This window comes from Streptomyces sp. NPDC094147 (assembly GCF_044764265.1).
Classification (GTDB): domain Bacteria; phylum Actinomycetota; class Actinomycetes; order Streptomycetales; family Streptomycetaceae; genus Streptomyces.
In genome coordinates, this window is record NZ_JBIWHT010000033.1 from 52,514 (window position 1) to 64,603 (window position 12,090).

Annotated in this window: 11 protein-coding genes; 5 read left to right on the forward strand and 6 right to left on the reverse strand. The window is 67.6% G+C overall.

Features of this window, described 5'->3' with window-relative positions; all coding sequences use genetic code 11:
- Positions 1-228: 228 nt before the first annotated feature.
- Complete coding sequence (locus ACIQ8J_RS31000) at positions 229-5,034, forward strand: RICIN domain-containing protein (RefSeq protein ID WP_403278096.1); 4,806 nt, start codon at positions 229-231, stop codon at positions 5,032-5,034.
- A gap of 347 nt (positions 5,035-5,381) precedes the next feature.
- Here ACIQ8J_RS31000 and ACIQ8J_RS31005 read toward each other — a convergent pair whose 3' ends face one another.
- From ACIQ8J_RS31005 to ACIQ8J_RS31020, 4 genes are all read right to left on the reverse strand, one after another.
- On the reverse strand, positions 5,382-5,795 hold the full coding sequence (locus ACIQ8J_RS31005) for a transposase family protein (RefSeq protein WP_403608016.1): 414 nt from the start codon (positions 5,793-5,795) through the stop codon (positions 5,382-5,384).
- A 119-nt stretch (positions 5,796-5,914) separates the two neighbouring features.
- Positions 5,915-6,805 (reverse strand): IS110 family transposase, encoded by an 891-nt coding sequence (locus tag ACIQ8J_RS31010; protein ID WP_403278246.1) that lies wholly within the window; start codon positions 6,803-6,805, stop codon positions 5,915-5,917.
- A gap of 149 nt (positions 6,806-6,954) precedes the next feature.
- Positions 6,955-7,542 carry a hypothetical protein gene (locus ACIQ8J_RS31015; protein WP_403278244.1) on the reverse strand — a complete coding sequence of 196 codons (588 nt, stop codon included), beginning with the start codon at positions 7,540-7,542 and terminating at the stop codon, positions 6,955-6,957.
- Positions 7,543-7,595: 53 nt separating this feature from the next.
- Positions 7,596-8,108: a hypothetical protein gene (locus tag ACIQ8J_RS31020; protein WP_403278242.1), complete on the reverse strand. Its 513-nt coding sequence runs from the start codon at positions 8,106-8,108 to the stop codon at positions 7,596-7,598.
- 143 nt (positions 8,109-8,251) lie between these two features.
- On the opposite strand from ACIQ8J_RS31020, the gene ACIQ8J_RS31025 reads away from it, so the two are divergent.
- Together ACIQ8J_RS31025 and ACIQ8J_RS31030 are read left to right on the forward strand one after the other, a co-directional pair.
- Entirely contained in the window at positions 8,252-9,388 is a 1,137-nt protein-coding gene (locus ACIQ8J_RS31025) for a histone-like nucleoid-structuring protein Lsr2 (protein ID WP_403278241.1), read from the forward strand.
- A 298-nt stretch (positions 9,389-9,686) separates the two neighbouring features.
- Positions 9,687-9,881 carry a hypothetical protein gene (locus ACIQ8J_RS31030; protein ID WP_403278239.1) on the forward strand — a complete coding sequence of 65 codons (195 nt, stop codon included), beginning with the start codon at positions 9,687-9,689 and terminating at the stop codon, positions 9,879-9,881.
- Here the strand turns inward: ACIQ8J_RS31030 and ACIQ8J_RS31035 are convergent.
- Positions 9,873-10,457: a hypothetical protein gene (locus ACIQ8J_RS31035; protein WP_403278238.1), complete on the reverse strand. Its 585-nt coding sequence runs from the start codon at positions 10,455-10,457 to the stop codon at positions 9,873-9,875. The two genes, ACIQ8J_RS31030 and ACIQ8J_RS31035, sit on opposite strands and share 9 nt — an antisense overlap.
- 52 nt (positions 10,458-10,509) lie before the next feature.
- Positions 10,510-10,680, reverse strand: a complete 171-nt coding sequence (locus ACIQ8J_RS31040) for a hypothetical protein (protein WP_403278237.1) — start codon at positions 10,678-10,680, stop codon at positions 10,510-10,512.
- A 183-nt stretch (positions 10,681-10,863) separates the two neighbouring features.
- Between ACIQ8J_RS31040 and ACIQ8J_RS31045 the strand changes: the two genes are divergently transcribed.
- Both ACIQ8J_RS31045 and ACIQ8J_RS31050 read left to right on the forward strand, forming a co-directional pair.
- Positions 10,864-11,058, forward strand: a complete 195-nt coding sequence (locus ACIQ8J_RS31045; RefSeq protein ID WP_403278236.1) for a hypothetical protein — start codon at positions 10,864-10,866, stop codon at positions 11,056-11,058.
- Between the two features lie 596 nt (positions 11,059-11,654).
- Positions 11,655-11,864 carry a hypothetical protein gene (locus ACIQ8J_RS31050; protein WP_403278235.1) on the forward strand — a complete coding sequence of 70 codons (210 nt, stop codon included), beginning with the start codon at positions 11,655-11,657 and terminating at the stop codon, positions 11,862-11,864.
- Positions 11,865-12,090 lie beyond the last annotated feature (226 nt).

Below are 12,090 nucleotides of genomic sequence, written 5' to 3' on the forward strand. Positions count from 1 at the left end.
TCCTTAAGTGACCAATGTCACGCAGGGTGCGCGCGTCAACACATGCGGCAAATGGGGTGTTCGGCTCATGAGCTTCCTTGACACTCGCGATGGCGTGAAGGAAGTGTGCGCGTGGTCTCTGTCTGCTCACAGTTCACAGCGAGGACCTCCACCTTGAGGCCACCAACTTCCCTTTCGCGGATACCGAGGCCGGGGGCCTCGCGAAGCCAACACACCTTCAGATCATGGTTGCGGCCCGCCGCCGGAGCCGCCGTACTGTCCCTGGGGCTCGGCTTCCTGGCCGTCCCGACAGCAGCGGCAGACAGCGGCGGCCACGACTTCGGCCCCGCTGACACCAGTTGGGCGCCCAGCCCGGCCAAGACGCCCACCGAGAACGAGAAGGCACTTGAGGCTGCACGGGCGCAGGCAAAATCCAGCGGCACCCCGGTCGTCGTGGGCTACATGACGACGGCAAGTTCACAGACGGTCGCCAATCCCGACGGCACGCTCACCACTGACAACTCTTCCGCTCCCCAGCGCGTCCGGCAGCCCGACGGATCCTGGCAGGGCGTCGACCCCACGCTGCATGCCAATACGGACGGCACTATCACCCCGGTCGCCGTTCCCTCCAGGCTCCAGCTCTCAGGGGGCGGAGACGCCCCGATGGCCACCATGACGACCGCGGACGGCAAGAAGCTCGCCATCAAGGCGGCCTTCCCCCTGCCCAGGCCGGTCCTCGACGGAGACAGCGCTCTCTACAAGGGCGTACTGCCCGACGTAGACCTGGAGTTGACCGCCACCGCGCTGGGCGGCTGGCGCCAGGTCCTGGTCGTGCACACCGCCCAGGCCGCCGCGAACCCGGCAGTCAAGAAGCTCCACCTCGACGTGGTGGCCGACGGCCTGGCCGTGACTGCCGATGCCGCGGGCAACCTCAAGGCCACCGATGCGGACGGCAAAGCACGCTTCACCGCGCCCAGCCCGGTCATGTGGGACTCGGCCACCACTGCTGCACCCTCCGCACAGCCGAAGCAGCAGAAGGCGTTCAACAGCCTCGCTGCGCAAGCCGGTCCCACCGACGTACCGGCCGTCGCAACCTCCAGCACTGATGGCCCCGGTGCGAGCGCCACGGTTACGAAGGTCGCCGCCACCACCACCGGCCAGGGCATCGACCTCGTCCCCGACACCAAGGTGCTCGGCCAGGGCCAAGGGCCCTGGTTCATCGACCCGGGCTGGAATCCGTCGACGGACAGCAACGGCGTACAGGCCTGGGCCCAGGTCCAGGAGGCCTACCCCGATACGAACGAATACAACGGCACGCAGTACGGCCAGGACACCCCGGCCACCGGCTACTGCGGCTACGTCGACACCGAGCACCCTTGCTCACCCACCGGCCGCACCCGCGCCTACTTCCAAGTCGGCATCGGCGGCTTCCTCCACAACCAGGGCGCCTACGTCATCGAAGCCCGGCTGAAGGCCACCGTCATCGCCTCTTCCAGCCCGTCCACCAGTACCCCGATGAGTCTCTACGACACGGGCTCGATCGCCAATCCGACCAGCTGGAACCAGCAGCCCTGCGGCACCGGCTCCGTGATGGGCGGCTGCAAGAACATCGGCACGCTGTCGGTGTCGGGATCCGGCGACATCGACTACGGAGTCCGCGACACGATCAGAAATGCAGTCGCCAATGCCTGGCCCAACTTCACCTTCGGCTTCGCCCCGGACGACGAGTACAACAAGTACTACCGCCAGCGGTTCAGCTCGAAAACCGGGCAGGCGCCCCACCTCGTCATCACGTACGACATCAAGCCCACCGTCAGCACCCCACGGACCGGCCCGACACCCGGTTTCGCCAGCACCGGCTCGTACTCCGCCTGCAACTCCACCTGGGATAGCGCCGGCTGGATCGGCGCCAACACCGACACCATGCTGACCGTGGGCGCCAAATCTCCCACCGGTGAGACCCTCAGCACCAAGTTCAAGCTCTGGGACAACGACAACGGCAACAGCACCACCAACTTCGCCACCGGCTGGGCCGCCAGCGGCGATGCCACCATCAGCGCCGGCACCCTAACCGACGGCCACCGCTACGGCTGGCAGGCCCTGACCACGGACGACACCCTCACCAGCGATGTCAGCGGGGCCTGCTACTTCCTCGTCGACCGCACTCCGCCCACCGCCGCCGTCATCTCCACCGACTTCCCTGCCTCTGGCACCCTCAACACTCAGCCGAAGTACGCCGGCCAGCCAGGCGTCTTCACTCTGACCGGCACCGACCCCGTACCCGCATCCGGCGGTCGTAGCTCCGGCCTGGCATGCGCCCGGTGGACCACCGACCCCGTCAAGGCCGCGGCCACCGGCTGGAAATGCACCGACACCACCGCGGGAATCGTGAAACTCTCGGGCGGCAAGGCCGACGTCACGATCACGCCCCCGCACTGGGGCACCAACTTCCTCTACCTGCAAACCCAGGACGACGCGGGCAACATGTCGCAGCCCGCCGTCTACAGCTACTACGCACCGGTCAACCCGAACGACCCGGTCAAGCCCGTCTTCGGCGATGTCAACGGCGACAAGATCCCGGACGTCCTGCTGCCCGACTCCGCCGGCGACCTGCGCCGCATCGGCGGCGGCACCGACCCCAACACCGCACCCAACGCACCGTTCAAGACCGCCGACGACACCGACCCCCGAGCCGGCTTCCACGCCTCGCCCAACGGAAACGGCTGGAAGAACACCCAGATCACCCACCGCGGCAGCCTGGGCCACAAGAACATCGACGACCTGATCGCCCACCAGCCCGGCGATGCGAAGCTCTACCTCTATGCCAACGACGGCGTCGACGGTGGCCACTTCGACAGCCAGGCCAAGATCGCCATGACCAAGCCCAACAGCTGTGCGCTGTCGTCCGACCCGAACACCAACGTGAACTGCGCCGACTACGGCTACAGCGGCGACTGGTCGAAGGTCACCCAGGTCGCGGCGTTCGGTTCCCTGGCGGGCGACTCTGCCCACCAACTGCCCGGTACCAACCAATACGCCCTCAACCAAACCACGCTGCTCTTCGTGGAAAACGGGCGGCTGTGGCTGGGACCGCCTGGATCCACCAATCAGGTGGACTCCCCAGCCATCCTCCTCTCTGGCAACGACCAGCAATGGGACGGCTACAATCTGATCACCCCAGGCCGTGCCAAGGGCACCGACCTGCCCACCCTGTGGGCCCGTTCCAAGTCCGACGGCACCATCCGTGCCTTCCCCGTCAAGGGGACCACCGACGCACCCGACCTGAGCGGATTCACCACACCCGGCCAGGGCCCCGTCCTCGGCACCGTCGACCCCGCCCGCTACCCGCGCATCGGCTCCGACGGTGACCTGACCGGCGACGGCATCCCGGATCTGTGGGCCGTCGACACCAACCAACAGCTCGTTTCCTGGAACGGCACCGGCACCGCGCCGACCACCCAAATCCCGCACCCGGACGTCACCGGCCTCTCCCCGGACCTGACTCCGCAGGGCAACCTCAACATGCCCACAGCCGCCTGGAACCTGACCGGATCGGCCACCGACGGCACTATTCCCAGCAGCACCGGCAACTACCCCGGCACCGCTGCCAACATCACCTGGCCGACCGGCATCATCGACGGTCGGCGCACCGACTACGCCGCGTTCAACGGCCCCCAGTCGACGATCACCACCAGCGCGTCCGTGGTCGACACCCGCAACAGCTTCACCATCAGTACCTGGGCGAAAGCCTCCGGCGCCGGAGGCGTGATCGTCAGCCAGGACAACACCGCGGCCCAGCAGAGCGACTTCCTCCTCTACCCGGACCCCGACGGCAGCACCTGGCGCTTCGCCCTCACCAACCGCACGAAAATCACGTCCAGTTGGCAGTACGACAACACCGACACCGTCAACCCCCAGACTCGCATCAACCCCAACGTCTGGACCAAGCTCACCGCCGTCTACAACGCGGACACCGGCCGGATGAGCCTGTACGCCAACGGCGTGCTCGTCGGCTCCGGGAACCACAGCAAGGCCAACAGCCCGGCGCCCACCGGCCCGCTCGTCTTCGGCCGCTACCAGGCCAAGGGTGCACCCAATCCCATGAGCACAGGGCTGTACGGAGGCGTCAGCAACCTCGCCGTCTACCCCTACGCCGCCTCGACCACCGCCCCCGACGCCCGCGGCCCCGTCACCGTCACCAGCTCCGCCACCACCTGCATCGACACCGACGGCGGGCAGAACACCGACGGCACCAAGGTCCAGATCTACACCTGCAACCAGACCCCGGCCCAGCAGCTCGAACTCCGCGACGACGGCACAATGCGCGTCCAGGGCAAATGCGTCGAGGCCGTCAACAGCGCCACGGCCAACGGCACCCTGATCCAGCTCATGACCTGCAAGGGCACTGCAAATCAGCAGTGGCAGGCCCGCGCCGACGGCAGCTACCTCAACATCAACGCCCAACGCTGCATCGACAGAAACAACAACACCCTCGCCAACAAGACACAGCTGCAACTGTGGGACTGCAAGGGCATCGACGCCCAGACCTGGACCACCCCCAGCCTCGGCACTGCCGCCCTGCCCGCACCCGCACCCCTGCCCGACAACAAGAAGACACCCACGCTGCCGGACAACGGCTTGCTGCACAACGCCAACAGCCGCTCCTGCCTGGAGATCAACAACTCCAGCAAGGACGACGGCGCGGCCGCCCAGCAGTGGGCGTGCAACGGACAGGCCGGCGCCAACTGGCAGTTCCACCCCACCGCCACCGCGGGCGTCTACGAGATCGTCAACGCCAATAGCGGCAAGTGCCTGGAAATCGGCAACTCCAATACGGTCAACGGCGCCCACGCCCAGCAATGGACCTGCGTCCACAACGCCGCACAACAGTGGACCATCCAGCCCATCGACAACACGGGCAACTGGAACATCACCAACCTCAACAGCGGCAAGACCCTGGAAATCGACAGTTCCAGCAAGACCGACGGCGCCCCCGCCCAGCAATGGACGCACACCGCCGACCACAACCAGCCCAACCAGAGCTGGTACCTGTAACCAGCACCAACTGACGTAGCGCCACCAGCAGTACCGGCGGCCGGTCGTCTCCCCGCATCACGGGGAAGGCGGCCGGCCGTCAGCCTGCCGTGCCCTCTTCCCTGAACCATTCCGGTCGGGCGGACGGATCGCGGCTGAATCCGGCAGACCAGTCCAACTTCGCTGCGCCGCGGCCACAGGAGGAAGCTGGTTTCCATCAGTACTGCCGCGCTGAAACGGCGACCGACGACAGTGAAGCCGTTTCATCTTGAAGGTGGCTGGTCAGCGGGGGTGGTGTGACTCCTTGTTGAGGAACTCGGGCAGGCCGGGAGCTTGATCGTTTCGCGGTGATCGTCTGCCGTATCGATTCAGCGCCTGACCTCGGCTTTCGTGAGCACGAGCAGGGCCCGCAGGAGTGCGGTCGCGTGGCGGGGATCGAGGCGGAGCTCGATGAGTACGCGCCACCGTTTCAGGTCGGCGAAGGCATGCTCGTTGGCGGCGCGTTCGCGGGCGATCAGCTGGTTCGTCTCCTTCTGGGCGGTCGTGAGGCGGTGGCCCCTGCTGGCGCGGTAGCCAGTGATCACGGTGGGGTTCTCGCTGTCGTCATCGAGTCCGAGGAAGCCGAGGTCGGCGAAGGCGGCCAGGCCGGCCTCGCGCAGGTGGGCGGTGAGGTGGTCGTGCCGGGCGGCGGTGACGTCGTGGGTGCGGCCCGGGCGCGTGGCCGAGACCCATATCAAGTTGCCGTACTCGTCGGTCAACGCGAGCAGGTGCAGGCCGTGCATTTTCCGCTTGACGCCTCTATGTTCGTCAAGCTGTCCTGGTCGCCATTGAAGTGCTGACGATCTTGAAGATCTTCCGGGCGAGATACCGCTTGAGGCATCTGATGATCTCCCTTCTACTCCTAACCTTCCGCGGTCCGTCGCGCAAGGTAGGAACGCGTCTCGGGGTGGTCGCGAAGCCGGGTAAGGGCGATGCGGAAGAGAGCTGCATTGGCCTGGCGGTCGCCTCCGCGGTTCAGTCGACGTCGCTGACTCTTGCCGGACGACCGTTCGACCGGGCTCACTCCGCACAATGCGGCGAAGGACGCCTCACTGGAGAAGCGCTGCGGGTTGTCCCCGGCCGCGACCAGGAGCGCCGCGGCCGAGTCCGGTCCGACTCCGTGGAGTTCCAGCAGGTCGGGCGCAGTGTCCTGAACCCGTTGTTTGATCAAGCGCCCGAACTGGCGGATCTCCTCTGACAAGCCCTGCACGCGGCGCGCCAGCAGGCACAGGCTGAGCTCGACGGGCCGGGCGACGTCGGGGGACGCCGGGTCAGCCAGCTCGGCGCACCGAGCAATCAGCGCGCTGTTGGTCAGCCCCGTGAGGGCCTCGCGCAGTTGGGGATCTGCGCAGACCTGCACGGCCTTGATCTGATTGATGGCCTGGGTGCGAGACTTGACCGCTGAGTCTTTCGCAAGTTTGAAGACGCGCAGCGCTTCGACAGCACCGTCGCCGGACTTGGGCACAGCCGTGGCCCGGCCGGAGAGCACGGCCCGGGCCGCGGCCTCGGCATCGACCGCGTCGGTCTTCCCCCTGCTTCGGCGCATCGATCGGTCCGGGCAGTTGACCTCGATGACCGCGACGCCAAGCGAGCACAGTTTCCGTGCCAGGCCGGGCCCGTACGAGCCGGTGCCCTCGACGCCGGCCTGGCTGACCTGCCCATGCGACCGCGCCCAACTCCACAGGGCTTCGTACCCGTGCGTGGTAGCGGCGAAGGCCTCCGTGCCGAGCAGCCGGCCCGTGACGTCGATCATGGCGGCGACGTGGACGTCCTTGTGTGTCCACCCCGAGGACGACCGTCTGGTGCGGTGGCTGCTCAGAACCAGACTGTATCGGGCTCACGACGGGCTCTCCTCGGTGCTCAGCGACGGTGGGATGCGCTGACACCGTGCAGGGCCGCAGGTCAGGACTGTGACGACGCCTCGGAAGGAGGCAAAGCCTCTATTGGGACACGGTCCGCCTTGCCCGGTGCCAGCACGCACCGCTCCGACGCGGTGGCCGACAGATCAAACACCAGGCACCAAGGGCCAGCCAGAGTACGAGTCAGGCCCCGCGTCGGGACGGCACACCCATACTCACAGCCGGAGTAGTTCTTGCGGTCCTCGCGTCCGCGGCGGCGCTGGGTGGGGATGAGGGTGCCGTCGACCAGCACGACGATGCTGCCGCTTTTCGCGGTCTTCTTGAGCGCGCGGTCCAGGCGCGTCGCGCGGGCGGCCAGGAGGTGAATGACCTCCAGCAGCCACCGGCGCACGGTCGAGGCGGATATTCCGTTGGCGGCGGCCATGTCCGCGAACCGCTGGTCGTGGCGCAGGACGGCGAGGACGACCAGGGCGATCCGGTGCGGCGCGAGCTTGCGCCACCGCGAACCGATCTTCTTCAGATGGCCCCGGACCAGGCCGGCTACCAGGTCCAGGGTCGCGCTCGACAGCGGCAGGCGGCACTGGTAGACAAGCTGGTCCAGGCTCCCGGCGGGGTGGGAGTTCTTCGACATGGACACCCCAACACCCGCCGGGGACCTGTCGGTTACGCCAAGATCCAGCCACGCTACCGCTCCGGACGGCTTGCATAGCGACCTGCCGGAGTGCGGTGCAGCCAACCGCGTTCGGCGAGCCGTTTCAGCTTCGCGCGGACCGCTTCGACCTGGGCCGGCAGGGTGCCCCTGCCGAGCTTCACGCTCACGTCCGCGGCCTTGACCGGCTCCGTCGCGCTCGCCACCAGCCGCATGATCTCCTGGTAGTCCTCGGGCAGCACCCCGGTGTCCAAGCCGTCCTCGCGGTGCACCAGCAGCAGTCCGCCCGCCCCGGACGACTGGGTGACCCGCTCGAACTCGGCGTCCATCTCCGGATCATCCGCCTCGCCGGCCCGGTCAGCCTCGGCGAACTGGGCGATCACCACCTCGGCGGCCTCCAGACGGAGGATCTCCGCCTCGATCTCCACGAGTTCCTTGCGCAGCAACTCGGCCCGGCCCTCGAACACCATCCGCCGCTGGATCACCCACGTCAGCACCTCGGCCACCCGCAGCCCCTCCCGCCCGTCAACTCCCTCTGCCCTGCGCACAGTACGAGCCTGGACCGGCCCCACGGCGCGATTCCGGCAAACCGGCAGCACGGCAGACGATCACCTGCTACCGATCTAGACCCGACCAGCACGAGCCCCCCAACGACACCTCACACCACCCCCGCTGACCAGCCACTTTCAAGATGAAACGGCTTCAGTGGAAGCAGCGCCTGGCCACCTTCCTCGACCTCGGCGGCCACCAGGCCGGCTCGCTCGGCGGCGGCAAGGACCGCCGCACGCACGCCGTCGATCTGATCATGCTGCAGACCCTGTCCCACCGGGAAGCCCCCGCCGGCCTCCTCGACGGCTACGGACTCGTGATCGTGGACGAGTGCCACTCCGTAGGAGCGCCCGGAGCCGAAGCCGCCATCCGCGCCGCGAAGGCCGGGCGCTGGGTCGGCCTGTCCGCGACCCCGTACCGGGCGGACCAGATGGACCCAGTGATCACGATGCAGTGCGGCCCGATCCGCCATGAGATCGAAGACGCCAGTACCTTCGCCAAGCACCTCGTCGTGCACCCCACCGCGTTCACCACCGACGAGCCGGGCACCGACGGCGCCTCATTCCAGGCGATCTACACCGAACTCGCCCACCACACCGACCGCAACACCCAGATCGCCGCGGACATCGCCGACGCCGCCGCACGCGGCCGGTGCAGCCTGGCCCTGACCAACCGCGTGGAACACCTCCAGCAACTGGCCGCCGCGCTGAAACCGCACGGCGTCGAACCGTTGATGCTCCACGGCGGCCTGCCGTCAGCCGAACGCGCCCGCATCCGTACCGTCTTGGCCGAGACGACCCCCAAGCCGCTGGTGCTCCTGGCCATCGACAAACTGGTCGGCGAGGGCTTCGACCAGCCCCGTCTGGACACGCTCTTCCTGACCAGCCCCATTTCCTTCAAAGGGCGCGTCATCCAGCAGGTCGGCCGCATCATGCGCAACAGTGAAGCGAGGAAGTCCCACGTCGAAGCCCACGACTACCTCGACGCCGACGTGCCCCAGCTCGAGCGCATGCACCACAAGCGGCGACGCATCCTCGAACGCCGCGGCTTCACCACCACCCCACGCGAACGCCTGCCACGGTCGCCAGGAGCGATCCCCGCACCCGGCACCCCGACGTCCGTCCAGACACCCACACATCCCGCGCCGGTCATAGCGGAGATCCGGTCCTGGGCCCGCGACCAGGGCATGAAGGTTCCGTCGCGCGGCCGACTTCGCCAAGAGATCTGGGACGCCTGGCACGCCGCTCACCCAGGGCAGGAAGACGTGCACGCCTCCTGAACCATTGACGGTGGCCTTTGTCCAGCCCCAGGGACAGCACGGTGAGACGAAGCCCTGTCCTGTGCGGTGGGCTTGGACGGCGCCGGGCTGCTGGTGCTGCATCCGGTGAGGAGCAGCCCGGCTGCCGCGAGGTTGGCGGCGGTGCGGGTTCGGTTCACGAGTCCCCCCGATTGAGGGGCCTATCTGACCGCTGTGCGTTGCCGGTTGGGGCGGCTGTGACAGCTTCGTGGCGCTGCGATGCGCCAGTTCACCCGGCCGGGTTCCGTAACTGCCGCGCCTGCCGGGGAGTTGACCGATCATGGATGATCTCGCTGCCCCCGTGACCGGCGCCTACTCCGACGCCCCGCGCCTGCCGCTGCTCACCCTGGTTGAGGCGCGGGACGCAGTCCGGCTGCTGATGCACTTCGCGGAGGCGGGCGATGCGGACTCCGAGGAGGAGCTGGACGCCTTCGCGCTGGCCACGGATCGCGCGGGGCGGTTGCCGTCAGAGTGATCCCGGGAAGTCCCGCGCCTTGATCTTCGCCATCTCCGTGTTCGGGTCGCCAGGATTCCGGTGGAACACGAGGCCTTCCCACCGGTGGAGCTTCAGGAAGTGCTGGATGCCGTCGATGCAGCGGCCGTCTTCCTCCGTCCCCAGGCTGAACCCGTCCTCGCGCACCTGCTCTGCGGTGGCATGCCGGTACAGCACGTCGCGGTCGACGGCTTCGGGGTTGCCGTTGATGCGGGGCCCGCACAGCTCGTAGGTGCCGACTGGCCACGACTCGCATGTCATCGCAGCGCGAGCGTGGAAGGCCTTGAACGACGACTGCCCTATCGGCTCCCAGCCGACGGTCCGGCCGGTGACGTCGTCGGTGGAGAGGGCGACGTAGCCGGGCGGCGGGGTCTTGCCGGGCTTGACCTCGCGGCGGGCCCACCACTCGGTGCCGTCGAACATCACGCACGTGCCGTCATACTTGCGAGTGGCGACTCCTTCACCGGCCATCACCCACTCACAGCCCGGCGTCACCTCGGGCAGGACGTAGCGGCGGTCCTCGGGATTGCGGACGAACATGGTCGCGATCTTGCGCATGCGGGTCTCCTGGTCGGGTTGTTTCACAGATTCTGCGTGATGGCCGCGATGTTCAGCGCGGCATTTCTTGACTAGCCGTGCCGCCGGCCGTGTCCGTTCCGGGCTTGGTGTACAGCCCGGCTCGCGGTGCGGTGGGCGGCGCGGAGGACCAGGGCCGCGCCGATGCAGATCCCGGCGACACCACGGTGAGGGTGCAGGCGACGGCGAGCAGCGTCGGGATCACGGGTCCTCCTGGTGGCAGTTGTGGCAGACGCAGCGACCACCGTGCCCGTCGCCCTCGCCGCAGAATTTGCAAACGGATGCGGTCTTGGTGGTGCCGTCGTACCGCCGGGCCTGGGTCTGTGGCCCGGCATGCGGACGATCGGCGCCCGGATCACGCTGGGAACCATGACCGGCGGCGATCATCATGCACCCGCCCCGGGAAACCGGCGGCCGGCACGTCACCGTCCACGGCCCCGACATCGGCCTCGCGCACTCCGACCTCATGGAGTTCCTGCGCCAGGCCGGTATCGACGAGCCGGATGCCGAAGCCATGGTCGACAGCAACTCCCCGGAGTTCGCATGGCACGGAGCGCCCGCGCACCACTTCGAGGCCGCGTAAGGATCCCACCGCCTCACCCGCCCCTTGCGACTTCCTAGGCCCGGCATTGGACGCGGCCGCATCGTGGCGCTCGGTGCGGATGGTGGTCAGTCCCGCGGTGGCGAGGATCTCCACGTATGGGCGAGGGGCAGCGATGCAGGCTATCCGCGCGGGCAGCGAAGTCAGTTCCGGCGGAATCTCCGAGATGGAGTGGTATTCCGGCTTCAGTGAATCTGCACATCGAATGCGCAACTGCGGCGCGGCGCGCGATGCATCTGCACAAGGGTCTGCCACAGAACGCTTTGTTGGTGCGGAGTGTCCCGTTCGAAAACGTGGACGCAATACAAGTCGGGTCCCGGTGCCGCGCGGCATGTGGAGAAGCTGCCCTCAAGTCGTGTGCGTGGCTGCACGAATGCGAAGCCTGTTCGTGCAACTTCCGGAGTTTGCACTCCGGTTGATTAGAGTCCCGGCGCGCTCCGTGCTTTGGTCTCTGCGCCGCGGGGCCCGCGCGAAAGTCTCCGGAATACGGGGCGCGTCGCATGCCCGCGGTTGAGGCCCGCTGTGTCCCCGGCGGGGCCGCCCCCTTGTGGATCATCCATACGAAGGGAAGTTTCATCATGAACTCCGCTCCCCAGGTTGAGGCCGTTGAGATCTCCGACACCGAGCTCGACAACGTCTCCGGCGGCCTGAACCCGCACGCCTGCCTCGCCGTCGGCCCCACGGCGGTCAGCGACGCGGATGCCCTGGCCCAGATCTACGCCGTCAAGAACGAGGTCCTGGGCGCCGTCGGCCAGTACAACCACGCCAGCGTCAGCGCCTCCCTCTGATCGCCAGCCTGAACGCCACCAGGTGAGCCCTTGCCGCCCTGACGGTGTGGTTGGGCTGTTGGCGGATTCAGGCTGTATGGAAAGGCAAAGCTCCTGGCAGCAAGATGTTCTTGACCGAGGTCACCGTCTCTGCCAGGAGTTTCAATGACGATGTCAAGCCGCCTGCGTGACCGGTGGGGCGGGGGTGAAGACCCGGTGGTCGCGCAGAAGTGCCCACAGGACTCCG